We start from the raw sequence: 25,255 nt of genomic DNA on the forward strand, positions 1-25,255 counted from the left end.
TTCGCGGCCCGAAGCCGCGCTCAGCGGGAGAACAGCGCGACGCACTCCACGTGGTGGGTCATCGGGAAGGCGTCGAAGGCGCGCAGCTCGGCGAGTTCATAGCCGTGCCCGGCGAGCAGCGCGGTGTCCCTGCCCAGGGCAGCGGGATCACAGGCCACGTAGACGATCCGGTCCGGATGCGCGGCCGCGATCCCGCGCAGCACCCGCTCCCCCGCCCCGCTGCGTGGCGGGTCGAGCACGACGACATCGGGTGCGGGCAGCCGGTCGATGGTCCGTTCCACCTCGCCGTGGTGAAAGGTCACCGTGGGCAGGCAGGCGCGCCCGTGGTCCACCGCGGAACCCGCGGACTCGACCACGATCACCTCGGCCCCCGCCGCGGACAGGGACGCGGCGAACAGGCCGGCCCCGCCGTAGAGATCCCACACGCGATCGGCGGGACCCACCGCGGCGAACTCGGTGACCGCGGCACTGAACCTCGCGGCCGCCGCCGGGTGCACCTGCCAGAAATCCGTTGCGGCGAGCAGGAAAACCTGCTCGCCGACGTGCTGTTCGGCGATCCCGTCGCCGCTGATCCGCCTGCTGCGCCCCCGCCGTCCGGACCGGGCGGGCTGGATCTCGGTCACGGTCACCGCCGGGCGCGAATCGACCGCTACCGCAACCTCACCGCGAGGAGAGAACCGTTGCCCCACGACGGGTTCCACACATTCGGACCTGGTGATCGGGCAGTCCTCGACCGGGATCACGGTGTGCGAGCGGTGCGCGCGGAACCCCGGCCTGCCCTCGGTGTCCACGGCATAGCGCACCCGGGTACGCCAGCGCGGGCCGCCCGGCAACTCCTCCACCTCGACCGGGCGCCGTACCCCACCGAGCCGGGCCAGCTGCTCGGCGACCACCTCGGCCTTCAGTTCCCGTTGCCGGGCAAGGGAAACGTGCTGGAAATCGCAGCCACCGCAGCTGCCGGCCAGCGGGCACGGCGGGGGCACCCGCTCCGGTGCCGCCTCAAGCACGGCGACCGCATCGGCCCGGAAGAAGGACTTGCCCCGGTCCTCGGTCACCTCGGCGAGCACCCGCTCCCCGGGAAGCGCGTGCCGGACGAAGCACACCCGCCCGTCGACCCGCGCCACGAAATGCCCGCCGTGCGCGACCGATTCGATCGTGGCCTCGATCCGGTCACCGCGCGCGTAGCGGTTCACTTCTTCGCCTGCGGGGTGTTGATACCGCGCCGCACATCCCCGGGCGCGTGCACGCTCCTGGTGCGCTGTTTGGCCCGCTCCCAGGCCCGTTTGGAGGAGGCGAGCTGCCAGGGAACCGAGGTCACCATGACCCCGGGCTGGAACAGCAGCCGTCCCTTGAGCCGCAGCGCGGACTGGTTGTGCAGCAACTGTTCCCACCAGCGCCCGACCACGTACTCCGGGATGAACACGGTGACCACGTCACGCGGGTTGTCGCTGCGCACCCGGCGCACGTACTCCAGGACCGGCCGGGTGATCTCCCGGTAGGGCGATTCGACGACCTTGAGCGGCACCCCGAGCTCGAGTTCCTCCCAGCGGCGCAGCAGGTCCTTGGTCCCCGCCTCGTCCACGTTGACCGTCACCGCCTCCAGGTCGTCCGGCCGGGTCGCTTTCGCGTAGGCGACCGCGCGCATCGTGGGCCGGTGCGCGGTGGACACCAGCACGATGGCGTGGTTGCGCGGGGGAAGCACCGTGGCCTGTTCGGTGCTCAGCAACTCCTCGGTGACCCGGTCGTAGTGCCTGCGGATCGCGGTCATCAGCATGAAGATCACCACCATGGCGGCGATCGCGATCCACGCGCCCGCGGTGAACTTCGTGACGATCACGACCACGAGCACCGCGCCGGTCATGAACAGACCGAAACCGTTGATCGCCTGTGAGCGGCGCATCCTGCGGCGCACCGCCGGATCGGTCTCCTCGTCGAGCAAGCGGTTCCAGTGCCGCACCATCCCGGTCTGGGACAGGGTGAACGAGACGAACACGCCGACCGTGTAGAGCGGGATCAGCCGGGTGGATTCCGCGCCGAACGCGATGACGAGGATCGCCGCGAAGGCCGCGAGCCCGAGGATGCCGTTCGAGAAGGAGAGCCGGTCTCCCCTGGTGTGCAGCTGTCGCGGCAGATAACGGTCCTGGGCGAGGATCGAGCCGAGGACCGGGAACCCGTTGAACGCCGTGTTCGCGGCGAGCACCAGGACCAATGCGGTGACGATAGTCACAAACCAATAGCCGGGCGGGAAGGCAGAGAACACCGCCTGGGAGATCTGCGCGACCAGGGTCTGCTGCTGGTATCCGGGCGGTGCGTTCACGAACTGGGTCGCCGGGTTCTCGGCGAGTTTGGCCCCGCTCTGCATGGCCAGGTAGATGATGCCGAGGAACATGGCGACCGCGATGAGCCCGAGCATCAGCAGCGTGCTCGCCGCGTTGCGCGATTTCGGCTTGCGGAAGGCGGGCACCCCGTTACTGATCGCCTCCACCCCGGTCAGCGCGGCACAGCCCTGGGTGAACGAACGCAGCACGAGGAACACGAAGGCCAGCCCCATCATGTGCTGGTCCTCGGCCTTGAGCTCGAGTCCCGCGCTCACCGCGCGCACCGGGATTCCCAGCACGAGGGATTTGAACAGCCCGATCACGATCGTGGCGGCGATCCCGAAAATGAACAGATAGGTGGGGATCGCGAAGGCCGTGCCCGATTCGCGCAGCCCGCGCAGATTGATCGCGGTGAGCACGACGATCGCCCCGACCGCGAACAGCACCTTGTGCTGCCCGACAAAAGGAACGACGGCACCGATATTCGCCGCGGCCGAGGAAATGGACACGGCCACGGTGAGCACGTAGTCCACCAGCAGCGCGCTCGCCACGACCAGCCCGGCCTGCTTGCCGAGATTCGTGGTGGCCACCTCGTAGTCACCGCCGCCCGAGGGATAGGCGTGCACGTTCTGCCGGTAGCTGGCCACCACCGTGAGCAGCACGATCGCCACGATGATCCCGAGCCACGGGCCGAGCGTGAACGCGGCGACCCCGGCCACCGAGAGGGTGATGAAGATTTCCTCCGGCGCGTAGGCCACGGAGGACAGCGCGTCCGAAGCGAACACCGGAAGGGCGATGCGCTTGGGCAACAGCGTGTGCGAGAGCCGGTCGCTGCGGAAGGGTCGGCCGACGACAAGTCGCTTTGCCGCGGTGGCGAGTTTCGACACGGTCGACAAGGGTATGCGCCCCAGTTGACGGGGCACCACCAGGCTGTCCCTTATCGTCCCCGCGCGGGGCGCCGGGGTACGGTGCGCGAAGACAGGGTTAAACAGGAGGATCCGGCGTGCACGTGGTGATCATGGGTTGCGGACGGGTGGGTTCGTCGCTGGCCGCGGCCTGCGAACGGCTCGGCCACACGGTCGCCATCATCGACAAGGACAAGCAGGCTTTTCGCAGGCTCCCGCACGAATGGTCGGGCGAGCAGGTGATCGGCAAGGGCTTCGACCGGAACGTGCTCGTCTCCGCCGGAATCGAGCGGGCCGAGGCCTTCGCCGCGGTGTCCAGCGGGGACAACTCGAACATCATCTCCGCGCGCGTGGCACGGGAGACCTTCGGCGTGGAATACGTCGTCGCGCGCATCTACGACCACCGCCGCGCCGCCGTGTACGAGCGGCTGGGCATCGCCACGGTCGCCACCGTGCCGTGGTCCACCGACCGGCTGCTGCGCACCCTGCTCCCGGACGGCCTCGCCTCCGCGTGGCGGGATCCGACCGGTTCGGTCGCCGTGCTCCAGCTGCCCGTGCACGAGGAGTGGACCGGTCAGCCGGTCCGGGCGCTCGAACAGGCCACCGGAGCGCGGGTGGCCTTCCTGATGCGATTCGGCACCGGGGTGCTGCCGGAGGCGAAGACCGTGCTGCAGTCCGGTGACCTCGTCTACGTCGCCGCACTGTCCGGAACGGTCAACGAGGTCGGTGCCGTCGCGGCGAACCCACCCGAGGAGACGAACTGATGCGGATCGCGATCGCGGGGGCGGGCGCCGTAGGACGGTCCATCGCCGCCGAACTCACCGAATCCGGGCACGAGGTCATGCTCATCGAGCGGGACGCCGCCCATTTCGCGCCCGAGGTCGTCGAACAGGCCGAATGGGTGCTCGCCGACGCCTGCGAGTTCTCCTCCCTCGAAGAGGCCGACCTGCAGTCCTGTGATGTGGTGATCGCCGCGACCGGGGACGACAAGGTCAACCTCGTCTACTCGCTGCTGGCCAAGACCGAGTTCGCGGTGCGCCGGGTCGTCGCCCGGGTCAACGATCCGCGCAACGAATGGCTGTTCACCGAGGCATGGGGAATCGATGTGGCCGTGTCCACCCCGCGCATGCTCGCCGCCATGGTCGAGGAGGCGGTCAGCGTCGGCGGGATGGTGCAGCTGCTCTCCCTGCGCCAGGGCAAGGCCAACCTGACCGAGGTCACCCTGCCCGAACAGACCCCGCTCGCCGGGAAACCCGTCAGCACCCTCGAACTGCCCAGGGACGCCGCGCTCGTGGCCATCCTGCGCGGCGAACGGGTCATCGTGCCGGTCGCCGAGGACTCCCTCGAACCGGGTGACGAGCTGCTCTTCGTCGCCGCCCCTGGGGTCGAGGCGGCCGTCCGCGCGGCCACCGGAGCCTGAGCAGCGCCGCGTCCGGCGAGTCGTCACGGCGACGGCGGCCGATCGGCAGGGTGTCCCTGCGGTTTCCCCGCCAGAACGGCTTCGTGGCGGGCTACCCGATCGTGCAGCGTGTGCGCGCGGATAGTTGGTTTCTCGACGGGCCCGCGGTCAGTCGATCTTCCGGACTCCTTCGGGGTCGGCACCGGGGCTCTCGTACACCCCGGCGTTTTTCACCGGATCGAGGCGGGCCACCGGAGTTCAGACAGCGCCGCGTTCGGCCCGGCGCACGAGCAGCACGACGACACGGCGACGGGCAGCAGCGAGGTGAGCGCGTTCACCACGACGCGGACCGCGACGGGAACGGCGGTGCGGAGGAGACTGGTCCGCCCATCCGGTCGTAGACGGCCTTCACCCGGCTGTCGGGGAGCTCGAATCACCGTGACCGCAGGGCGGCGCCTCTGCCGGAGAAGACGGAGCCGACTGCCCGCCTTGTCCGGTCGACGCCTGGGGCGCGAATCGGTCGCGCTACTCCTCGGTTCCCGGGGTGAGCGGTTTCTGCCGCGCGGTTTCCGCCGCGGACTCGGCCGGTTCCGGCTGTTCCGGCTCGGCGATCTCCTTCATCCGTTTGTCCGCCCGGTGCACGGCCCAGATGGTGACCAGCGCGGCGACCGCGGCGAGTGGGAGGCCCATGCCGATCCTGGCCGCGGCGAGCCAGCCGACCAGGTTCTCCTGGTACAGGTACTGCTGCACCACGAACCGTGCGCCGAACACGAGCACCCAGACCAGGGTGGCGATGTCGTAGTAGCGGCGGGCGAGCTTGTCCGAGCGCCAGGCCATGCCCAGGCTGTTCAGGAACGACCAGGCGACCCCGGCCAGCGGCCAGCGCACGACCGCGGAGATCAGGAACGCGGCCCCGAGCACCACGCTCGTCCAGATGCCGTAGGCGAAGTAGCCCTTGGCGGATCCGGTTCGGTAGGCGATGAACGCCGCGATGGCCACGCCGAACACGCTGGAGATGGCCGGCTGGATGGGTTCGCGCCGCACCAGGCGCAGCACCAGGATCAGCACCGCGGAGCCGACCGCCGCCCAGATCGCGGGCATCAGCGAGGAGACGGCGTTGACCACGACGAACACGATCACCGGGACGGCCGAGTAGACCGCACCCGAGATACCGCCCATCTGCTCGAGCAAGGTGGGTTCGGGCTTCTCGGCCTTTTCGGCCTCGTTCGCCTCACCGGTCTCGGCTTCGGTCGCTTCGGTCGGGGACTCCTTGCTCATGTGCCTCGTCTTCACCGTCGGTGCCCCAACGGCACCTCTCAGGCGTCCGCGGGGGTCTGGAGTTCGTAGTAGGGGTTGTAGAGCGCCTTGCGGCCGTTCCGGTCCGCGAGTCGCCCCCGTGCCTTGATGGTACGGCCGGGTTCGATTCCCGGGATGCGACGGCGGCCCATCCAGATCAGGGTTACCCCGTCCGTGCCATCGAACAACTCCGCTTCGAGGGTCGCGGTGGCGTCCTTCGGGCAGTGCTCGACGGTACGCAGCCTGCCCACGACGGTGACTTCCTCGCCACTGCCGCAGTCACAGGCACGCCGTGCCCCGCTCTCCTGGACCTGTTGCGAGAGGTCGTCGGCATCGAGCTCACCGACATCGCTGGTCAGCCGATGCATAAGGCGGCGGAAATAGCCGCTGTTGGTCCCCGACATCACGCGCTCCTGCGCAGATTAGGACAGCCCACGTGGCTGTCCGTGTGACATCAGCGTAACCGCCCCATTTCGCCAATCAATCCCGCCCGGGCAGGATTGATACGTGACCGAGCTTGCGAGGTCACCATTGGATACAGCACCGCCGGTCACGGGGCCGACGAGCGCCAGCGAGGAGGACCTGTGACCGAGCTTGCGAGGTCACCATTGGATACGGCACCGCCGGTCACGGGGCCGACGAGCGCCAGCGAGGAGGGCCTGTGAGCGCAATCCGATTGGTTCTGTTGCCGGGTACGGGCTCGGACGAGGTGTTCATCCGGGCCGCTTTCGGGCCTGCGGCACAAGAGGTGGGCGCCGATCTGCGAACCCCCGCCCCGGTGCCCGGACCGGGCCTCGCCGAGTCCTGTCGGGCCGCCCTCGACGCGGCCGCGCAGGAGGGGCCCGTCGTGGTCGGCGGGGTCTCGCTCGGCGCGCATCTGGGCGCCGAATGGGCGGTGCGCAACCCGGACCGGTGCGCGGGCCTGCTCGCGGTGCTGCCCGGCTGGCTCGGCGAACCGGAGGAAGCGCCCGCGGCACTGGCCGCCAGGGCCAGCGCCGATTCGGTGCGCGGACTCGGGCTCGACCGAGCACTGGAACTGGCCACCGAGGGCGTTCCGGACTGGCTGGCCGGACAGCTGCGCCGCGCCTGGCCGCGCTACGGGGGCGCGCTGGAGGACTCGCTGCGCGCCGCGGCCACCGAGCCCGCTCCCGTGGCCGCCGAACTCGCCGGGATCACCGCGCCCGCGGTCGTCGTGGGGTGTACCGACGATCCGGTGCACCCGATCGGAATCGCGCGCGAATGGGCGGGCGCCATCCCGGACGCGCGGCTGCGTACGGTCTCACTCGCCGAGATCGGTGCCGACCTCGGCGTGCTCGGCAAGGCAGCGCTCGGGGAAGCGGAATTCGGGGAAGCGGCGCCGGGTTGACTCAGGCTTCCGAGGCCGCGAGGAACCCGCCGAGCCCGATCAGCACCAGGCCCGAGGTCCAGCGCTGCCCGGTGCGCAGCCGCGGCCTGCGGGCGAGCCGTTCCCCGATCGCCCCGGCGGCCAGCGCCACCACGATGTCGGCGACCGTGGCCAGCACCACCGCGACCAGCCCGAGCACCAGCATGCCCAGCGCGGCGAACCGTGAACCCGTGTCCACGAAGTGCGGCAGGATCGCCAGGAAGTAGATCGCCGTCTTCGGATTGAGCACCTCGGAGAGGATGCCCTGCACGAAGGCGCCGTGCCTGCTCGGGCGCGCCTCGGTGAGTTCGCTTCCGTCCGTGCGGTGCAGCAGGGCGCGCACCCCGAGGAACACCAGGTACACCGCGCCGACGATCTTCACGATGAAGAAGGCTTCGGCGGAGGCGGCGAGCACCGCGGACAGCCCGAGTGCCGCGGCGATCGCGTGCACGCTCGCCCCGACCGTGTTGCCGAACACCGAACGGATGCCCTCGCCCCGGCCGCCGCGCAGGCTGCGGGCGAGCACGTACAGCATGCCCGGCCCGGGAAGCACCGAGAAGATCACGACGCTGCCGAGGAACATCAACCACTGTTCGGCGTTCGGCACGGCTCAGCCCTCCGCTTGTTCGGCGATGTGCGCGGCCAGCTCATCCGGCAGCCGGAGCGGCAACTGACTGCGCACCGGGAACGGATCGGTGCCGCGGACCACGACCGTGGACCGGACGATGTCGCGCAGCAGCATGGTCGCGTCGTCGGCGAACTGCGGCGGGCAGGCGACCACCCCGCGCAGCATCCAGCGCGGCCCGTCGACCCCGAGGAAGCGCAGCATCACCTCGTCGGAGTGCCCGACGAGCTCCTGGCCCCATTCGCCGCGGGCTCGCTCGATCGCGGTGCCGTCCTTGCGCAGCTGGGAGGCCAGCTCGTCGTGGATCTCGTCCCACAGCCCCCCGGAACGGGGTGCCGCGAACGCTCCCACGGTGAACTGGCCGATCTCGGTGACCAGGTGCACCGCGCGCAGCGGGCCTTCCTCGTCGAACTCGAGCTGCAGTTGCGCGCCCTCCGGGACCGGCACCCGCACCGAACCGAGGTCCAGCCGGGGCACCTCGTCCTCCGGGGCGCTCTCCTCGTCGTACGGACCGAGTTCGGGGTACTCGTCCGCCCCGCCGCGGTGCGCGCCGGACTCCGCGCGGTCGTCGAACTGCTCGAGGTCCTCGTAATCCTCGTAGTCCTCGTCACCCTTGTTCCGGCGCTTGAAGATGCCCACTCATTCCTCCGTCACTTCACCGTTACGCCGGCCGTTCTCGGCAAGCACCGCATGCCCTCCGGTCGACCCGTATCCCCCTGCCCCGCGGGGTGAGGCTGCCACCTCGGCGACATTCTCCACCTCACGGAACACGGCGTGCTCGATCCGCTGCACGACAAGTTGCGCGATCCGGTCTCCCCTGCGGATCTCGATCGCATTCTCCTTATCGTGATTGATCAGGCACACCTTGATCTCGCCGCGATAGCCAGCATCGATCGTGCCCGGGGAATTCACGATGGACAAGCCCGTCCGCGCGGCCAGCCCGGACCGCGGATGGACGAATCCGGCGCACCCCTCCGGAAGGGCGATCGCGATCCCGGTGCCCACGAGCGCCCGCTCCCCCGGTGGGAGCGTGACGTCCTCGGTGCACGACAGGTCGGCGCCCGCGTCGGCGGGGTGCGCGTAGTTCGGTGGCTCGACCCCGGGATCGAGCCGGGTCAGCAATACCTCGACGGAACTGGTCACGACCAGCGAGACTACCCTGGGATCGTGGAGAAGACCGCGAGCGACCGGGCGGCCGAGACGAGCCCGGCCACGAGTTTCACCGAACGGCTCTACCTGCCCTGGTACCACTGGATCCTGCCGCTCGTCGCGGCCGGGCTGCTCGGCGCCGAGATCCACATGGGTTACCCGGGTGTGCGCGGCTGGCTGCCCTATGTGGTGCTGTTCCCGCTGGTCCTGGTGCTGCTCGTGCGGGTCAGCTCCATGCGGCTGCTGGTGCGGGACGGTGAACTCCGGATCAGCGGGGCGCACGTGCCCGTCGGTCACATCGGCGAGATCGAGCCGGTCGAGCCGGAGCGGCGCCGCATGGCGCTCGGCCCCGAGCTCGATCCCTCGGCCTTCGTACGGCAGCGCAGCTGGATCAAGCCGCTGCTGCGAGTGGAGATCACCGATGAGCGCGATCCCACTCCGTACTGGGTGATCTCCACGCGGCACCCACAGCGGCTCATCGCCGCCATCGAGGCCGCTCAGGCGCAGTCGCGGCAGACCAGCTGACCGCCGCGCTCCTCGGCGAGCCTGCTGCGGTGGTGCACGAGGAAACAGACCGAGCAGGTGAACTCGTCCGCCTGCTTCGGCACCACCTTGACGGTCAGTTCCTCGCCGGAGAGCCCGGACAGGTCCGCGCCGGGCAGCTCGAAGTTCTCATCCGGAGCGTCGGTGTCGACATCGACGACGCCGGACTGGTTCTCGCTGCGCCGTGCCTTCAATTCTTCGAGAGAGTCCTCGGCCAAGTCGTCCGCTTCGCTGCGCCGAGGTGCGTCGTAGTCGGTAGCCATGATGCTTCTTCCCTCACCCCTGTGGTCACCGGTGTTTGTTTCGGGTGTCGCTAACGCTTCGCGACCCGCTTTTGTGCCCGCGCCCCGCACGCAGGAACGTGATGCCTGTCTCGTCACCCGTCAAGACCGTCGACGCGGAGCGCCGAACGATAACCGATGAACACCTGTGCACGCTTCCTCATTCACCCGTTCAGCGCATGAAACGTGGTAAGCCGCACAGTCATGAAACCCGGTCCCCTGACCCCGGCAACCTACCCCACCCCCGGAACGTCATCTGAACAGGCCGATCGCCTGCGGCGGGGCGCGCGGATACGCTCCCGCGACACGCTCACGGGCGACGATAATCGGGGCAAGCTCCTAGGCTGGTCAGCAGAATGGTCTCGCCAGGAGCGATTCACGACCAGCGTTACCGGACAACGAGGAGGACAACCGGGTGGCTGCCAGTAGCACGGTCCGCCGCAGTGGTGGGCAAGGCAAGCCGCGTGGACGCCGTCCGGGGTACCGCAGGCGGCGCCCACTGCCGGCGATCTCCATCCTGGTCCTGCTCGGCATCGTGGCCATCGTCGTCTGGGTGACCGCGGTGACAAGCAGCGGCGACAAGGGCGAGGTCGCCGACTGCACGGTGCCCAAGGGCATCGGCACCCCGCTGGCCCCCACCGAGCTGGACAAGGTGCAGCCCACCCCGCCGGGCCAGGTCACGGTCCAGGTGCTCAACGCCTCCAGTCAGCGCGGCCAGGCCAATATGGTCGGCACCATCCTCGAGCAGCTCGGCTTCCCCCAGGGCGCGAAGCCCACGAACGACCCTGCCTACCAGTCCAGCTCGCTCGACTGCCACGGGCAGATCCGGTTCGGCCCCGCGGGCCAGAACGCCGCCCGCACGCTCAGCCTGGTCGACCCCTGCGCCCAGCTCGTGCGCGACGACCGCAAGGACGCCGGGGTGAACTTCGTGATCGGCCAGAAGTTCGACGACCTGCGCCCGAGCGAGGCCGGCCGCAAGGTGCTCGACCAGCTCAAGGCGGCCGGGAACGGAGACGGCACGGTCGATCCGGGGCTGATCAAGAAGGCCCGCGACACCTCGAACTGCGGTTAGAGTGTGTCCGGGGCCTCTCGCCCGTCGTGAGCGGGAGTCAGCGTGGCGGCGCCCCCTGCGGGACACCCGCCCCCGAGATCAGCAAGGCGGACGCTCCTCGCCCCGGATGCGCTCTGCTCAGACCCCCGCCTGCTCAGACCCCCGCGTCGAGCAGGGCGCCGTGCAACTCCCCGGCGATTCCCGGGGCCGCGGCGAGCAGCAGCTCCTCCTTGTGTTCCGGAAGGTGCACCACCGCACCCGCCTCGCGGGCGATCAGCGCACCGGCGGCCCAGTCCCAGCGGTTGAGCCCGCGCTCGTAGAAGGCGTCCACCCAGCCCGCGGCGACCGCGCACAGGTCGAAGGCCGCCGAGCCGCCGCGCCGGAAGTCCCGCACCCGTCCGATGAGTTCGGTGAGCGTCTTCGCCTGGCGCACTCGTTTGGCGGAGTCATAGCCGAAACCGGTCGCCACGAGAGAGACCGCGAGCCGGTCGGGCCCGGTCAGCCCGAGCGCGAGTGGTTCCTCCCCGGGCAGGCTCAGCGTGGCCCCCTGCCCCTTCGCCGCGCTGAACACCCGTCCGCCCGCGACGTCGACCACGGCACCGGCCAGCACCTCTCCCCCGCACTGCGCGGCCAGCGAGACGGTGTACATCGGCCAGCCGTAGAGGTAGTTCACCGTGCCGTCGATCGGATCGATCACCCAGCAGACGGCCTCTGCCTCGTCGAGGTTCCCGCCCTCCTCCTCACCGAGCACCGGTTCACAGGGGCGCAGGGCGGCGAGGCGTTCGCGCACCAGCCGCTCGGCCGCGGTGTCCGCTTCGGTGACCACATCGACTTCGTTACTCTTCGAGTCGACACCACCACCGAAGCGCAGCGGACCGGAGCGCATGCCCGCGACCAGCTCGGCCGCGGCACCGGCGACCGTGACGGCGACCGAACGCAGTTCACCCGCATCGGGGGTTCGAGAATCAGCCATACGTTCATCGGACCACACCAGCACGGGTTGCGGACATCCGGCGCTGTATCGTCCCTGGGATCGAATCTGAATCGAGAAGGTTGAAAGGGCACCTTGGTTATGGCTGAGAATCACGGGTTCGGCGTGGACATCGGCGGCTCGGGCATCAAGGGCTGCGTCATCGACCTCGATTCCGGCGAGCGTGTCGGCGAACGGGTGCGCATCCCCACCCCGCAACCGTCCAAGCCGGAAGCGGTGGCCGAGGTCGTGGGCGAGGTCGTCCGCGAGTTCGGCTGGAAGGGCCCGGTCGGGGTCACCCTCCCCGCGGTCATCAAGCAGGGAGTGGCGTACTCCGCGGCCAACATCGACAAGGACTGGATGCGGCTCGACGCGCGCGCCCTGTTCGCCAAGCAGCTCGGGCTGGGCACCGAGTCGGTCGCGGTACTCAACGACGCCGACGCCGCGGGGCTCGCGGAGATCAACCACGGCGAGACGCGGCTGCGCGAGGGTGTGACAGTACTGCTCACCTTCGGCACCGGGATCGGCAGCGCGGTGTTCCTCAACGGGGCGCTCGTGCCGAACACCGAGTTCGGGCACCTCGAGGTGGACGGGCACGACGCGGAGAAGCACGCGGCCGCCTCCGCGAAGGAGGAGCACGACTGGTCCTGGGAGAAGTGGGCGCATCATGTCTCCAAGTACCTGCGGGTCCTCGAGGATCTCGTCTGGCCGGATCTGATCATCGCCGGCGGCGGGGTGAGCAAGAAGGCCGAGAAGTGGCTGCACCTGCTAGACATCCGTACCGAGATCATCCCGGCCAGCTTCAAGAACGACGCGGGAATCGTCGGCGCGGCGGATGCGGCGAGTTTTGGTCACAAACACTGACAGCAACAACATCTGCCCTGCATACGCATGGGAGACGGATGTTCAATCCCCCATTCGGCGGGTAGTCCACACCACCGATGGGCGAGCTGGCGACGGTGCGCCGCCAGATGTGTCGTTACAATGGAACGCGAACACCCCGATCCTCACAGCCGTCAGGTAAACGGCGTGTGCGGTTACACCGTGCAGATCAGTTGCGAAAGGGCGTAAGTGGCAGCCGCAGAAACCGCGACCAGGAGCGCCAGCACCGCTGAGAAGAACTCGGCAGCGGAAGCCGACGCAGCGTCGGAGGAAAGCCAGCCAGCCGCGAACGGCGTCTCGACGGCGCCGGGCGCGAAGAAAGCTCCCGCGAAGAAGACGACCGCGAAGAGCGCCACGGCCAAGAAGCCGGCCAAGAAGGCACCCGCCAAGAAGGACGCGGGCGCCAAGAAGGACGGCCCCGAAGGCGAGGGCGATCCGGAGGCCGAGCCGACCCCGGACGCCGAGGACCTCGAAGTCGTCGACATCGTTCTCGACACGCCGGTCGAGGAAGAGGAGATCGACGACAAGACCGCCGCCGAATCCGGTGACTTCGTCTGGGACGAGGAAGAGTCCGAGGCGCTGCGTCAGGCGCGCAAGGACGCCGAGCTCACCGCTTCGGCCGACTCGGTGCGGGCCTACCTCAAGCAGATCGGCAAGGTCGCCCTGCTCAACGCCGAACAGGAGGTCGAGCTCGCCAAGCGCATCGAGGCCGGCCTCTACGCGGCCGAGCGGCACCGCCAGCACGAGGAGGCCGGCGAGAAGCTGCCCACCCAGATGCGGCGCGACCTGCGCTGGGTGATCCGGGACGGCGAGCGGGCCAAGAACCACCTGCTCGAGGCCAACCTGCGGCTGGTCGTCTCGCTCGCCAAGCGCTACACCGGGCGCGGCATGGCCTTCCTCGACCTGATCCAGGAAGGCAACCTCGGCCTGATCCGCGCGGTGGAGAAGTTCGACTACACCAAGGGCTACAAGTTCTCCACCTACGCGACCTGGTGGATCCGGCAGGCGATCACCCGCGCCATGGCCGACCAGGCGCGCACCATCCGTATCCCGGTGCACATGGTCGAGGTGATCAACAAGCTCGGCAAGATCCAGCGCGAACTGCTCCAGGACCTCGGCCGCGAGCCGACCCCGGAGGAGCTCGCGAAGGAGATGGACATCTCCCCGGAGAAGGTCCTCGAGATCCAGCAGTACGCCCGCGAGCCGATCTCGCTCGACCAGACCATCGGCGACGAGGGCGACTCGCAGCTCGGTGACTTCATCGAGGACAGCGAGGCCGTGGTGGCCGTGGACGCGGTCTCCTTCACCCTGCTGCAGGACCAGCTGCAGTCCGTGCTCGCCACCCTCTCCGAGCGCGAGGCGGGTGTGGTCCGGCTGCGGTTCGGGCTCACCGACGGGCAACCGCGCACCCTGGACGAGATCGGCCAGGTGTACGGGGTGACCCGCGAGCGCATCAGGCAGATCGAGTCCAAGACGATGTCGAAGCTGCGCCACCCCTCCCGGTCCCAGGTGCTGCGCGACTACCTGGACTGAGCTCGGGACACGCTCGAGTACGGCGCCGCTCCGCTCCGGGGCGGCGCCGACTCAGGTCCGTCCGGCGCGTCGGCGCGCCACCATTTCCAGCCGCTCCCGGTACCCGGACCACCACGCCTCGTCGCCCGGGGCGAGGTTGTCGTTGTCCGCGCGCAGCCCCGCGGCCCCGTCGAGCTGTTCCCGGAGGATATCGGCATGTCCGGCATGCCGGTTCGTCTCGGCGATGACGTGTACCAGGACTATCTCCAGGCTGATCTCGCCGCGTTCGGGCGGCCACCAGGGCACCCGGCCGGGCGTGTCGAGATCGAGTGCCGCGATCGTCGCGTCCGAATGTGCCCACACCCTCCGGTAGAACGCGACGATCTGCTCGGTGGACTCCTGCTCGGTGGCCCACATATCGGCGTTGGGCTCGGCCTCCGGTTCGGCCCATGGCATCGGCTCGGTCCACGGGCGGTCGAACACCGCCCCCAGATACCCGGTCTCCACGGTGGCTACGTGCTTGACCAGGCCGAGCAGGTTCGTCCCGGTCCGGGTGAGAGGTCGGCGCAGATCGTATCGGCCAGACCGTCGAGTTTCCAGAGCAGAACCTCGCGGACCGTCCTCAGATAAACGGTGCAATTCAGCTTTCCGCAGTGCCTCATTCACGCAGCGCAGCATGCCAGACAACGATGACGAAAAAACCTACCGATGAATGGCGCGCGGCCCGGGGTAGCGCATTAGGGTGACCGAATGCCGCTCATGCGTACCCTTTCCATCGAGGACGTCAAAGCGCGCAGCGAGAAGAGTCAGCTCAAACGCAGACTGAGCGCGCGCGACCTCGTCGGCGTCGGTATCGGCGTCATCATCGGAACCGGGATCTTCACCCTCACCGGAATCCAGGCCAAGGAGCACGCCGGTCCGGCGATCACGCTCTCCTTCGTGATCGGCGGGATCGTCGCCACGCTCGCCGCGCTCTGTTACGCCGAGCTCGCCTCCGCGGTGCCGACCGCGGGATCGGCGTACACCTACGCCTTCGCCACTCTCGGCGAACCGCTCGCCTGGATCATCGGCTGGGATCTGCTCCTGGAGTTCGGTCTCGGCGCCGCGACGGTGTCCCGCAGCTGGTCCGGCTATCTGCAGAACCTCTTCGACCTGCCGACCTCCCTGTTCGGCGAGAAGGCCCCGTTCAATCTGGGCGCGGTACTCATCGAGGCGATCCTCGCGACGATCGCGGTGCTCGGCATCAAACTGTCCTCCTGGTTCACCAACACGCTCGTGATCGTCAAGGTCGGGGTCTGTGTGCTGATCATCGTGGTCGGCGCGTTCTTCGTGAAGGCGGCCAATCTGAGCCCCTTCGTGCCGCCCTCGGCCCCTCCGGCCGCAGGCAGCCCCGGCGGACTGCACCAGCCACTCATCCAGGCCGCGCTCGGCATCGAACCCGCGGTGTACGGCTTCGGCGGGCTACTCACCGCCGCGGCGATCGTGTTCTTCGGCTACACCGGTTTCGAGTCGCTGGCCAACCTCGGTGAGGAGACCAAGAAACCGTCCAGGGACATGCCCATCGGCCTGATCGGCGCGCTGGCGATCTGCACGGTGCTCTACGTCGGCGTGGCCTTCGTGGTCACCGGCATGGTCAGTTACCGCACCCTCGACGACGCGGCACCGCTCGCGGTGGCGTTCGACTCGGTGGGCTTGGGCTGGGCGGGCGTGCTGATCGGGATCGGCGCGATCGCGGGCATGACCTCGGTGATGATGGTCCAGCTGCTGACCATCTCGCGGACCAGCTACACCATGGCCCGCGACGGGCTGCTGCCGAAGTCGCTCGGTGAGCCGCACAAGCGGCTGGGCACCCCGCACCGGACGACGATCATCGCCGCCGTGGTGATCATGGCCATCGCCGCGTTCATCCCGATCAGCGAACTGTCCGACATGGTCTCGATCGGCGGACTGTCCGCGATGCTGATCGTCGCGGTCGCGGTACCGATACTGCGGCGCAAGCGGCCGGATCTGAAACGATCCTTCCGGGTGCCGTGGTCGCCGGTGGTTCCGATCGTGGCCGCGCTGCTGTGCCTGTACCTGATGCTGAACCTGGACATGCTCACCTGGCTGCGCTTCGGCATCTGGCTCGCGGTCGGCCTGGTGATCTATATCGCGTACGGCAGGCGCCATTCGGTGCTCTCCAAGCGTTCGCAGTAAGCGAACCAGAACCGTCCGGATGCCGGGAATTTCCTCGGCGACACGCCCGTGACCTGCACTGCGACCTGCCCGGTTAACCCCTGCCGCTAGCTGGGCAATCGGGAAGTGACGGGCATCCCAAGTACGCGGGAACACTTGCGGACTCTGATGCGTCTGCAAGAGTAGAAGCAGCGACACGGTGGAACCGGCGAACCGAGATCGCAGGGCCGCGTGGGCGCCGCTGTTGGTACCAGGCACTCACCCGAGTGCCGGGACGGAGGGAGATCCACCATGCCGAGCACACTCACCCGCCCCGAACTGACCGCTGCCGACCGTTGCGACCGGTGCGGAGCGGCCGCGAAGGTACGCGTGCTCCTGCCGTCCGGCGGGGAGCTGCTGTTCTGCGGCCACCACGCCAACGAGCACGACGCGAAACTGCGTTCGGTGGAAGCCGACATCCAACGCGGCGAGGAATAGCCGCAGACGGCACGACCGTAGCGAAGGGGCGGGAACCCGAATCCTCGGGTTCCCGCCCCTTCGTGTCGTTCCGGAGCGCTCCTACCAGGAACGCAGGGTCGCGATCCGCTCCTCGAGCTGTTCGGCCGAGGCCATCGCGGTCGGCGGGCCACCGCAGTAGCGGCGCAGCTCGCCGTGGATCTTCCCGTGCGGCTGCTTGGTCCGGTGGTGGTACATGGCCACCAGCGTGTTCAGCTCCCGGCGCAGCTGGGTCAGGCGCTCGGAGACCGAGGTCGCGCGCGGCGCTGGCTCCGGCTCGGGATCGGGGCGCTGCACCGCCTCCTTGCTGCGCGCCTTGATCTGTCCCTCCTGGCGCTGCCGGAGCAGGGCCCGCACCTGGTCCGGTTCGAGCAGCCCGGGAAGGCCCAGATAGTCCTGTTCCTCATCGGAACCGGCCAGGGTGGCCGTGCCGAACGAGGAGCCGTCGTAGATCACCTGGTCCAGCTCCGCCGAGGCGCCGAGCGAGGTGAACGCCTTCTCTTCCTCGCCGGGCTCGTCCTGCTGCTGATTGGCCGCGGCGAGCAGTTCGTCCTCGAGGCCGTCCTTCTCCCGGTGCGGCTTGCCCAGCACGTGGTCGCGCTCGGTCTCCAGCTGCGCGGCGAGCTCCAGTAGCACCGGAACCGAGGGCAGGAAGATCGAGGCGGTCTCCCCCTGCCTGCGGGCGCGCACGAACCGCCCGATCGCCTGTGCGAAGAACAGCGGGGTCGAGGCGGAGGTGGCGTACACCCCGACGGCGAGCCGCGGCACGTCCACGCCCTCGGAGACCATCCGCACCGCGATCAGCCAGCGCTGTTCGGAGGCGGCGAACTCGGCGATCTTGCGCGAGGCACCGGGGTCGTCGGAGAGCACGACGACCGGTTCGTGCCCGGTCTCGCGCGCGAGTACCCGCGCGTAGCCCTTCGCCGTCTCGTGGTCCGAGGCGATCACCAGCCCGCCCGCATCGGCCATGCCATCGGCGCGCAGCTGGGTGAGGCGGCGGTCGGCGGCCTGCAGCACCGAGGGGATCCACTCCCCGGACGGGTCCAGCGCGGTACGCCAGGCGCGCGCGGTCTGTTCCACGGTCAACGGCTCGCCGAGCCGGGCGCTGAACTCCTCACCGGCCGAGGTGCGCCAGGATGCCTCGCCCGAGTAGGCCAGGAACACGACCGGCCGCACCACGCCGTCGGCCAGGGCGTCCGAATAGTTGTAGGAGTGATCGGCCTTGGACCGCTGGTGCCCTTCCGCGTCCTGCTCGTAGGTCACGAACGGGATCGCCGAGTCGTCCGAGCGGAATGGGGTTCCGGTGAGCCCGAGCCTGCGCACCGCGGGCAGGAACGCCTCCCGCGTCGCGTCCCCCCAGGACTTGGCGTCCCCGCTGTGGTGGATCTCGTCCAGGATCACCAGCGTCTTGCGGCGCTCGGTGCGCACCCGGTGCTTGGCCGGATGCATGGCGACCTGTGCGTAGGTGACCGCGACTCCCTGGTAGTCCGAGGAGGTCGAGCCCGTCGAGTTGGTGAACCGGGAGTCGATGGCGATCCCCGCCGCCGCGGCCGCCGCGGCCCACTGGTGCTTGAGGTGCTCGGTCGGGGTCACGATAGTGACCTGGTCGACGGTGCGATCGGCGAGCAGCTCGGCCGCCACCCGCAGGCCGAACGTGGTCTTACCGGCACCGGGGGTGGCGACGGCGAGGAAGTCCTTGGGCTTCTCGGTGAGATAACGGGTGAGCGCGCGGCGCTGCCACGCACGCAACGGCTGACGGCTCTGCTGGGTCTGCTCCCCGGCCTCGGTCGACGCGGACGTCACGTACTCGCTGCTCCTTCCCACCCGGCACGGTCCCGGCTCCCGATCCAACACTCCCGGGCCGTGGTCACAAGGGCTCCCTCAGGTCCTCGAACGCTACCGCGATGGCGCGCGAACACCGCCACGACAAGGAAACACCCCGTCCTCGCGGCCGTCGGCCAGTTTATCGGACCCGCCCGGTCCGGTCAGTGCGCGACGCGCCACATGCGCGGGTCGCCGCGCGGACGCGAACGCGATACACCATGCTAGGGGTGTCATGGGTACGGCGGAGGCGAACACCGGAAAGCAGCGGTACGGGAAACGGGCACCGCTGCTGCTCGTGCGCCGCACCCTGCTCAACGTATGGCACGGCAACATCTTCTCCGAGGCGGCCAAGGCGGCGTTCTGGCAGACGCTCTCGCTGCCCCCGCTGCTGCTCGGTGTGCTCGGCAGCCTCGGCCTGCTCGGCAAGTGGGTGGGCAGGCAGGTGGTCACCGACGTCGAGAGCACCATCATCAACCTCGCCGACAAGGTGTTCACGCAGAACGTGGTCACCACGATCATCAAGCCGACCGTCGAGCAGATCCTGACCACCGCGCAGGGCGAGGTGGCCTCCGTCGGTTTCCTGATCTCGCTGTGGGCCGGTTCCTCGGCGATGGCCGCCTTCGTCGACTCGATCACCTCGGCCTACGGGCAGTACGGGGTGCGCAACGACGTCTGGCAGCGCATCTACGCCCTGCTGCTCTACCTCGCCGCGCTGGTCGTGGTCATCGTGGGGTTGCCGATCATCGCGCTCGGCCCGACCTATCTGCCCTCGGTGTTCCCCGACGCCTGGTCGAAGAACATCTCCGAGCTGGTCGGCATCTTCTACTACCCGGTGATCGCGCTGCTGCTGGCGCTCGCGCTGACCACGCTCTACAAACTCGCTCTCCCCCGCAAGCTGCCGTGGCACCGTGGACTGCCCGGAGCGGTACTCGCCATGGTGATCGTGCTGCTCGCCTCGATCGGGCTGCGCATCTACATCTCGATCATCACGCGCACTGGGTACAGCTACGGGGCACTCGCCGCCCCGATCGCGTTCCTGCTGTTCACCTTCTTCATCGGGATCGCCATCGTCGCGGGCGCCAACCTGAACGCGGCCATCCAGACGCTGTGGCCCGCGAAGCCCTCCCGGCGCGGCCGCAAGCGCTGGAAGCGGCTCGCGGACTACGAGCAGGACACCGAAGTGCCGGAGGTGCGCGCTACGGGCCCGGACGGGGAAACCGATGTGGTCGCGGACCCGGATGACGGCGAGTGGGAATCCGGCGCGGACCCCGCCCCGCCGGACCCGGCCGCTCCGGGCACGGAGGCGGCCGAGTTCGCGACTCAGCCGTCCGAGCCGTCGTCACCGCCGCGCGGCATACCTTCGTAGATCCGCTTGCACTCGGGACAGACCGGGGAATTCGGCTTCGGTGACTTGGTCACCGGGAAGACCTCGCCGCACAGCGCCACGACATGGCTGCCCATGACCGCGCTCTCGGCGATGCTGTCCTTGCGGACGTAGTGGAACATCTTCGGCGTGTCATCGCCGGTCGTCTCGGTACCTTCCGGCCGAGTATCGGTGTCCGGCAAGACCTGGGTAGGCGTACTCACGCTCCCTATGATGCCTCACCCGGCATCGGCCGTGCTCAGTCCTGCCGACCTTCGATGGTCTGCCGCTCGGCCGCCTCCAGGCGGTTGCCCGGTTCATGGCTGTAGCGGTTGACCTCCTCGCTCTTGCGCGGCGGCCGGTCGTTGGCCATCAGCACCGCGATCCACGGCAGCGGCACGGACAGCACCACGAACCCGATCGCGAGCCACCAGGTGTGATAGAAGAGCGCGGCGAGAATGAGGCACGGGAACCGCAACCCCATGGTCAGCATGTACCGCCGTTTACGGTGCGCGAGCTCCTCGTCATAGGAGGGTTTCGCCTCGGTGATCAACACAGGGGTGTCGGCTTCCTCGCTGCGTTTCACGACACCACCTCTCTTGTCGCGGCCCCGCCATCATTCTCCCACCGCCCACAAGCGCCGTCGAAGGAGGATTGCCATGCGCGCGGTCACCGCCCGGGTGAAGCACGCCGCCGTCGAGGTGGAGGGTGCCGTCGTCGGCGCGATCGAGGAGCCGGGTCTGCTCGTCCTGCTCGGGGCCGCGGTCACCGACACCGAGGCGAGCGCGGACACGATGGCGCGCAAACTGCACGAGCTGCGCATCCTGGACGGGGAACAGTCCTGCGCGAGCGCGGGCGCACCGCTGCTCGTGGTCAGCCAGTTCACCCTCTACGGGGACACGCGAAAGGGCCGCCGTCCCTCGTGGAGTGCCGCCGCCCGCCCGGAACAGGCCGAACCGCTCGTGATCCGGGTGGTCGAGCAGCTGCGGGCCAGGGGTGCGCACGTGGCGACCGGCAGGTTCGGCGCACCGATGACCGTGCACAGCGCGAACGACGGCCCGTTCACCGTGCTGGTCGAAACCGACTGAGCGCCGCCGACGTGGTATGGCTCTCAGCGAAACCGGTACTGAATCGCGCAACCTTGTGACGGATACGACGTCTCCCTGAGTGGAAGCGCCGGGAACGATTTGGCAACCACCGGCGTTGATCCCAGTGACAAGCAAAGCAGCGCCATACACGACACGTGAAACGGTCGCCACGCACACAATGCGGACGAGCCGTTGCCGCGTTGGTGCACGCACTCAGTCCCTTGGGGAGGGAGCACCATGACCGTCCCAGCCACAATCGACTCCACTCCGAGCGTCGAAGCCGAAATCGACAACCAGAGCCCGGCGGCCGACCTCGTTCGAGTCTACCTGAACGGCATCGGAAAAACCGCGCTGCTGACCGCGCAAGACGAAGTCGAGCTCGCCAAGCGCATCGAGGCCGGTGTGTTCGCCGCGCACATGCTCGACACCGAAGAGGACATAACCGCTGCTCGGCGCGGGGAACTGCGGCTGCTCGTCCGCGACGGGGAGCGGGCGAAGCACCACCTGCTCGAGGCCAATCTGCGGCTGGTCGTCTCGCTCGCCAAGCGCTACACCGGGCGGGGAATGCCGCTGCTCGACCTGATCCAGGAGGGCAACCTTGGCCTGATCCGCGCGGTGGAGAAGTTCGACTACGCCAAGGGCTTCAAGTTCTCCACCTACGCGACCTGGTGGATCCGGCAGGCGATCACCAGGGGCATGGCCGACCAGGGACGCACCATCCGCCTCCCGGTGCACCTCGTCGAGCAGGTGAACAAGATCGCCAGGATCAAGCGCGACCTGCACCAGCAGCTGGGCCGCGAGGCCACCAACGACGAGATCGCGGCCGAGTCGGGTATCGCCGCGGCGAAGGTCGCCGATCTGCTCGACCACTCGCGTGATCCGGTCTCGCTGGACATGCCGGTCGGTTCCGAGGAGGACGCCCCGCTCGGCGACTTCATCGAGGACTCCGACTCCGGTGACGCGGAGAACGCGGTGATCTCCGGGCTGCTGCAGGACGATCTGCGGCGCGTGCTCGCCACCTTGGAGGAGCGCGAGCAGGCCGTGATCCGGATGCGCTACGGCCTCGGGGACGGGCAGCCCAAGACTCTCGACCAGATCGGCAAGACCTTCGGTCTCTCCCGCGAGCGGGTGCGCCAGATCGAGCGCGAGGTCATGGCGAAACTGCGCCAGGGCGACCGCGCCGAGCGACTGCGCGCTTACGCTAGCTGAGCAGGGCAAACGATGCCCGCCGGGGATGGGCTCCCCGGCGGGCATCGGCTTTTCCGGGCGGCAATCACCCGATTGGCCGCTGGACATGTGACGCCCGCCACGAGCATGGTCGTAGATGCGATGTTACTTTCAGCGGTTACTCGATCGACGGTGAGTATCCGCGTTGCCACGGAAGGCCGGGACGGTTTCGGGGCCGACCCGGCCTTCCGAATGTCCGGGGCCGATTCCCGGTGTGCGGTAGGTTGAACGTCCCCACTGGCCGATCCCACCACCGCAGACGAGGAAGCCGCGTTGACCACCCCCGAATTCGACTTCACCGAGGTCCTGCCGCATGCCGCGGAGGACACCACCGAGTACCGGCTCGTGTCCGAGGACGGCGTGCGCCTCGTCGAAGCGGCGGGCCGGCGCTTCCTGGAGGTCGAGCCCGAAGCGCTCACCCTGCTCGCTCGCACCGCGGTCGGTGACATCCAGCACCTGCTCCGGCCGGGGCATCTCGCCCAGCTGCGCTCGATCATCGAGGATCCCGAGGCGAGTGGGAACGACCGCTATGTCGCGACCGATCTGCTGCGCAACGCGGCCATCGCCGCCGGCGGCGTGCTGCCCATGTGCCAGGACACCGGCACCGCGATCGTGATCGGCAAGCGCACCGAGTCCGTGCTCACCGGTGGAGCCGACGAACGGGCACTGGCCCGCGGGGTCTTCGACGCCTACCAGGAACTGAACCTGCGCTACTCGCAGCAGGCGCCGCTGTCCTTCTGGGAGGAACGCAACACCAAGAGCAATCTGCCCGCACAGATCGAGCTGTATCACACGGACGGGGAGGAGCCCTCGTACGAGTTCCTGTTCCTGGCCAAGGGCGGCGGCTCGGCGAACAAGACCTTCCTGTTCCAGGCGACCCCCGCCCTGCTGCACCCGGACAAGCTCGCCGGATTCCTCGAGGAGAAACTGCGCGCGATCGGCACCTCCGCCTGTCCCCCGTATCACCTCGCGATCGTGGTCGGCGGCATGTCGGCCGAGTTCACCCTCAAGACGGCCAAGCTCGCCTCGGCCCGTGCGCTCGACGACCTGCCGACGCAGGGTTCACCGTCCGGGCACGGGATCCGCGATACGGATCTCGAAGCGCAGGTGCTCGAGATGACCAGGCAGTTCGGCATCGGGGCCCAGTTCGGCGGCAAGTACTTCTGCCACGATGTGCGGGTGATCCGGCTGCCCCGGCACGGCGCCTCGCTGCCGATCGGGATCGCGGTCTCCTGCTCGGCGGACCGCCAGGCCAAGGCCAGGATCACCCGGGACGGTGTGTTCCTCGAACAGCTCGAGCGCGATCCCGCCCGTTTCCTGCCGGAGGTCGGCTCCGAGGAACTCTCCGCGGACGTGGTGCACATCGATCTGAACCGGCCCATGTCCGAGATCCGCGCGCAATTGTCCGAACTCCCGGTGAAAACGCGGGTCTCGCTTTCCGGGCCGATGATCGTCGCCCGGGATATCGCGCACGCGAAAATCGCCGAGCGCCTGGATGCTGGTGAACCGATGCCGGACTATTTCCGCGACCATCCCGTCTATTACGCGGGTCCGGCGAAAACCCCGGAAGGTTACGCCTCCGGTTCGTTCGGCCCGACCACCGCGGGCCGCATGGACTCCTATGTGGACCGCTTCCAGGCGGCCGGCGGCTCGTTCGTCATGCTGGCCAAGGGAAATCGCTCGAAACAGGTCGTGGACGCCTGCGCCGAACACGGCGGTTTCTACCTCGGTTCGATCGGCGGGCCGGCGGCCAAGATCGCCCAGGACTGCGTCACCGCGCTCGAGGTACTCGAATATCCGGAACTGGGCATGGAAGCGGTCTGGAAAATCCAGGTCGAGAATTTCCCCGCGTTCGTCGTCGTGGACGACAAGGGGAATGATTTCTTCGCCGAGACCCTCGAACCGGTACTGCAGATCGGCTTCCGTACCTAACCGGGCCGCTTCCCGACGATGCTGCGCGCGGACAGCTCGGCCACCCGGTCCCCGAGTGGTTCGGCGAGCCGGACGGTCAGTTCCGGGGTGCGCAGGTCCATCGTGCACAGCGGTCGGCCGGGCGGACGGCTCTCGGTGAACAGGACGTGCACCGTGTCGGCGTCCTGCCTGGTCACGGCGGCACTCACGTGCGAGCAGCCGCCCTCCTTGCCACGTACGAGCAACGTCCGCCCATCGTCGCGGACTCGGACGGTGTGCGGATAGTCCCTGGGTAGGGCGCTCGCGTCGACCTGAGCGGCGGGCAGCGGTCCCGAGCGCGTGCCCGTGTGATGCCGCGGTTCTCCGCACGCGGTGGCCAGCAGGAGCACCGCGAGCAGGACCACGGCCGCTTTCATGGCGAGGTGAACCGCGCGGCAAGCCGGTCGAGGGAGGCCTCGATCGCCTTCCGGTTCTGTTCGGGGAACCCGGCCAGCGGATAGAGCCGCCCCACCGGGGTGGTCGAGTAGTCGAAGGTCTCGGTGACCAGGGTCGTGCCGTCCTCGTTCGGCGCCAGTTCCCAGCGCCAGCGGTGCCCGGCGAAGTGCCGCCACGCGATACACCGGCCCTCCTCGAACTCGACGACCGTGTTGCTGATCCGGTACGGAACACCGAACATCCGCATGTCCATGCCGAACTTGGCGCCGAGCCGCAGTCGCTGTGCGGCGCCGCGGGCCCGCAGGACCATGCCGGATCCGTCGATCTCGCTGTGCCGCGCCGGATCGGTCAGCAGCGCGAAGATGTCCTCCGGCTTCGCGGCGACCGTGCGCGAGGCCGTAACAGTACGTCCAGTCATGGGA

General features: G+C 68.8%; 28 protein-coding genes. 13 read left to right on the forward strand and 15 right to left on the reverse strand.

Annotated elements, in window-relative coordinates; all coding sequences use genetic code 11:
• Positions 1 to 20: 20 nt before the first annotated feature.
• Both A37U_RS0102750 and A37U_RS0102755 read right to left on the reverse strand, forming a co-directional pair.
• Positions 21 to 1,193: a class I SAM-dependent RNA methyltransferase gene (locus A37U_RS0102750; RefSeq protein ID WP_020495076.1), complete on the reverse strand. Its 1,173-nt coding sequence runs from the start codon at positions 1,191 to 1,193 to the stop codon at positions 21 to 23.
• On the reverse strand, positions 1,190 to 3,205 hold the full coding sequence (locus A37U_RS0102755; protein ID WP_020495077.1) for an APC family permease: 2,016 nt from the start codon (positions 3,203 to 3,205) through the stop codon (positions 1,190 to 1,192). The genes A37U_RS0102750 and A37U_RS0102755 overlap by 4 nt, the downstream gene beginning before the upstream one ends.
• A gap of 116 nt (positions 3,206 to 3,321) precedes the next feature.
• Here A37U_RS0102755 and A37U_RS0102760 point away from each other — a divergent pair, with 116 nt between their 5' ends.
• Entirely contained in the window at positions 3,322 to 3,987 is a 666-nt protein-coding gene (locus A37U_RS0102760) for a potassium channel family protein (protein ID WP_020495078.1), read from the forward strand.
• Positions 3,987 to 4,643 (forward strand): potassium channel family protein, encoded by a 657-nt coding sequence (locus A37U_RS0102765; protein ID WP_020495079.1) that lies wholly within the window; start codon positions 3,987 to 3,989, stop codon positions 4,641 to 4,643. The genes A37U_RS0102760 and A37U_RS0102765 overlap by 1 nt, the downstream gene beginning before the upstream one ends.
• Positions 4,644 to 5,147: 504 nt before the next feature.
• On the opposite strand, the gene A37U_RS42045 is transcribed toward A37U_RS0102765, so the two are convergent.
• Both A37U_RS42045 and A37U_RS0102780 read right to left on the reverse strand, forming a co-directional pair.
• Positions 5,148 to 5,900: a DUF3159 domain-containing protein gene (locus A37U_RS42045; protein ID WP_020495080.1), complete on the reverse strand. Its 753-nt coding sequence runs from the start codon at positions 5,898 to 5,900 to the stop codon at positions 5,148 to 5,150.
• A 38-nt stretch (positions 5,901 to 5,938) separates the two neighbouring features.
• Positions 5,939 to 6,322, reverse strand: coding sequence for an OB-fold nucleic acid binding domain-containing protein (locus tag A37U_RS0102780; protein WP_020495081.1), 384 nt, complete (start codon positions 6,320 to 6,322; stop codon positions 5,939 to 5,941).
• Between the two features lie 257 nt (positions 6,323 to 6,579).
• Between A37U_RS0102780 and A37U_RS42050 the strand changes: the two genes are divergently transcribed.
• On the forward strand, positions 6,580 to 7,284 hold the full coding sequence (locus A37U_RS42050) for an alpha/beta fold hydrolase (RefSeq protein ID WP_157182579.1): 705 nt from the start codon (positions 6,580 to 6,582) through the stop codon (positions 7,282 to 7,284).
• 1 nt (position 7,285) lies between these two features.
• Here A37U_RS42050 and A37U_RS0102790 read toward each other — a convergent pair whose 3' ends face one another.
• Genes A37U_RS0102790 through dut form a run of 3 tightly spaced genes read right to left on the reverse strand, consistent with a single transcriptional unit; the run spans position 7,286 to position 9,070 of the window.
• Entirely contained in the window at positions 7,286 to 7,909 is a 624-nt protein-coding gene (locus A37U_RS0102790) for a LysE family translocator (RefSeq protein WP_020495083.1), read from the reverse strand.
• A 3-nt stretch (positions 7,910 to 7,912) separates the two neighbouring features.
• A complete protein-coding gene (locus A37U_RS0102795; protein WP_020495084.1) occupies positions 7,913 to 8,566 on the reverse strand; it encodes a DUF3710 domain-containing protein in 654 nt (217 codons plus the stop codon).
• Positions 8,567 to 9,070: a dUTP diphosphatase gene (gene dut / locus A37U_RS0102800; RefSeq protein ID WP_020495085.1), complete on the reverse strand. Its 504-nt coding sequence runs from the start codon at positions 9,068 to 9,070 to the stop codon at positions 8,567 to 8,569.
• A gap of 24 nt (positions 9,071 to 9,094) precedes the next feature.
• Between dut and A37U_RS0102805 the strand changes: the two genes are divergently transcribed.
• Complete coding sequence (locus A37U_RS0102805) at positions 9,095 to 9,601, forward strand: DUF3093 domain-containing protein (protein ID WP_020495086.1); 507 nt, start codon at positions 9,095 to 9,097, stop codon at positions 9,599 to 9,601.
• On the opposite strand, the gene A37U_RS0102810 is transcribed toward A37U_RS0102805, so the two are convergent.
• On the reverse strand, positions 9,574 to 9,882 hold the full coding sequence (locus tag A37U_RS0102810; RefSeq protein ID WP_020495087.1) for a DUF4193 domain-containing protein: 309 nt from the start codon (positions 9,880 to 9,882) through the stop codon (positions 9,574 to 9,576). The two genes, A37U_RS0102805 and A37U_RS0102810, sit on opposite strands and share 28 nt — an antisense overlap.
• Positions 9,883 to 10,315: 433 nt before the next feature.
• Between A37U_RS0102810 and cei the strand changes: the two genes are divergently transcribed.
• The gene (gene cei / locus A37U_RS42055) at positions 10,316 to 10,972 is read left to right on the forward strand and encodes an envelope integrity protein Cei (protein ID WP_020495088.1); all 657 of its coding nucleotides are present in this window, start codon (positions 10,316 to 10,318) and stop codon (positions 10,970 to 10,972) included.
• Between the two features lie 133 nt (positions 10,973 to 11,105).
• On the opposite strand, the gene A37U_RS0102820 is transcribed toward cei, so the two are convergent.
• Positions 11,106 to 11,924 (reverse strand): inositol monophosphatase family protein, encoded by an 819-nt coding sequence (locus A37U_RS0102820; RefSeq protein WP_040586624.1) that lies wholly within the window; start codon positions 11,922 to 11,924, stop codon positions 11,106 to 11,108.
• Positions 11,925 to 12,023: 99 nt separating this feature from the next.
• Here A37U_RS0102820 and ppgK point away from each other — a divergent pair, with 99 nt between their 5' ends.
• Both ppgK and A37U_RS0102830 read left to right on the forward strand, forming a co-directional pair.
• On the forward strand, positions 12,024 to 12,785 hold the full coding sequence (gene ppgK / locus A37U_RS0102825; protein ID WP_020495090.1) for a polyphosphate--glucose phosphotransferase: 762 nt from the start codon (positions 12,024 to 12,026) through the stop codon (positions 12,783 to 12,785).
• A gap of 207 nt (positions 12,786 to 12,992) precedes the next feature.
• Positions 12,993 to 14,336: an RNA polymerase sigma factor gene (locus tag A37U_RS0102830; RefSeq protein WP_020495091.1), complete on the forward strand. Its 1,344-nt coding sequence runs from the start codon at positions 12,993 to 12,995 to the stop codon at positions 14,334 to 14,336.
• 51 nt (positions 14,337 to 14,387) lie between these two features.
• Here A37U_RS0102830 and A37U_RS42060 read toward each other — a convergent pair whose 3' ends face one another.
• Positions 14,388 to 14,993, reverse strand: coding sequence for a DinB family protein (locus tag A37U_RS42060; protein ID WP_338054970.1), 606 nt, complete (start codon positions 14,991 to 14,993; stop codon positions 14,388 to 14,390).
• Between the two features lie 72 nt (positions 14,994 to 15,065).
• Between A37U_RS42060 and A37U_RS0102840 the strand changes: the two genes are divergently transcribed.
• On the forward strand, positions 15,066 to 16,511 hold the full coding sequence (locus A37U_RS0102840) for an amino acid permease (RefSeq protein WP_026196807.1): 1,446 nt from the start codon (positions 15,066 to 15,068) through the stop codon (positions 16,509 to 16,511).
• A 270-nt stretch (positions 16,512 to 16,781) separates the two neighbouring features.
• Complete coding sequence (locus A37U_RS0102845) at positions 16,782 to 16,967, forward strand: DUF7455 domain-containing protein (protein ID WP_020495094.1); 186 nt, start codon at positions 16,782 to 16,784, stop codon at positions 16,965 to 16,967.
• 81 nt (positions 16,968 to 17,048) lie between these two features.
• Here the strand turns inward: A37U_RS0102845 and A37U_RS0102850 are convergent, their stop codons facing one another.
• Complete coding sequence (locus A37U_RS0102850) at positions 17,049 to 18,788, reverse strand: DEAD/DEAH box helicase (protein WP_020495095.1); 1,740 nt, start codon at positions 18,786 to 18,788, stop codon at positions 17,049 to 17,051.
• Between the two features lie 253 nt (positions 18,789 to 19,041).
• Between A37U_RS0102850 and A37U_RS0102855 the strand changes: the two genes are divergently transcribed.
• Complete coding sequence (locus A37U_RS0102855; RefSeq protein WP_020495096.1) at positions 19,042 to 20,175, forward strand: YihY/virulence factor BrkB family protein; 1,134 nt, start codon at positions 19,042 to 19,044, stop codon at positions 20,173 to 20,175.
• Here the strand turns inward: A37U_RS0102855 and A37U_RS0102860 are convergent.
• A complete protein-coding gene (locus A37U_RS0102860) occupies positions 20,130 to 20,375 on the reverse strand; it encodes a DUF3039 domain-containing protein (RefSeq protein ID WP_020495097.1) in 246 nt (81 codons plus the stop codon). The two genes, A37U_RS0102855 and A37U_RS0102860, sit on opposite strands and share 46 nt — an antisense overlap.
• 56 nt (positions 20,376 to 20,431) lie before the next feature.
• The gene (locus tag A37U_RS0102865; RefSeq protein WP_020495098.1) at positions 20,432 to 20,758 is read right to left on the reverse strand and encodes a DUF3099 domain-containing protein; all 327 of its coding nucleotides are present in this window, start codon (positions 20,756 to 20,758) and stop codon (positions 20,432 to 20,434) included.
• 73 nt (positions 20,759 to 20,831) lie between these two features.
• Here A37U_RS0102865 and dtd point away from each other — a divergent pair, with 73 nt between their 5' ends.
• From dtd to A37U_RS0102880, 3 genes are all read left to right on the forward strand, one after another.
• Positions 20,832 to 21,260, forward strand: a complete 429-nt coding sequence (dtd, locus tag A37U_RS0102870) for a D-aminoacyl-tRNA deacylase (protein WP_020495099.1) — start codon at positions 20,832 to 20,834, stop codon at positions 21,258 to 21,260.
• A gap of 237 nt (positions 21,261 to 21,497) precedes the next feature.
• Positions 21,498 to 22,469, forward strand: coding sequence for a sigma-70 family RNA polymerase sigma factor (locus tag A37U_RS0102875; RefSeq protein ID WP_020495100.1), 972 nt, complete (start codon positions 21,498 to 21,500; stop codon positions 22,467 to 22,469).
• Between the two features lie 291 nt (positions 22,470 to 22,760).
• On the forward strand, positions 22,761 to 24,419 hold the full coding sequence (locus tag A37U_RS0102880) for a fumarate hydratase (protein ID WP_020495101.1): 1,659 nt from the start codon (positions 22,761 to 22,763) through the stop codon (positions 24,417 to 24,419).
• Here A37U_RS0102880 and A37U_RS42065 read toward each other — a convergent pair.
• Positions 24,416 to 24,814 carry a hypothetical protein gene (locus tag A37U_RS42065; RefSeq protein ID WP_020495102.1) on the reverse strand — a complete coding sequence of 133 codons (399 nt, stop codon included), beginning with the start codon at positions 24,812 to 24,814 and terminating at the stop codon, positions 24,416 to 24,418. The genes A37U_RS0102880 and A37U_RS42065 overlap by 4 nt on opposite strands.
• Positions 24,811 to 25,251, reverse strand: coding sequence for an SRPBCC family protein (locus tag A37U_RS0102890; RefSeq protein ID WP_020495103.1), 441 nt, complete (start codon positions 25,249 to 25,251; stop codon positions 24,811 to 24,813). The genes A37U_RS42065 and A37U_RS0102890 overlap by 4 nt, the downstream gene beginning before the upstream one ends.
• Positions 25,252 to 25,255: the final 4 nt, after the last annotated feature.

Source organism: Sciscionella marina DSM 45152 (assembly GCF_000379465.1).
Classification (GTDB): Bacteria; Actinomycetota; Actinomycetes; order Mycobacteriales; family Pseudonocardiaceae; genus Sciscionella; species Sciscionella marina.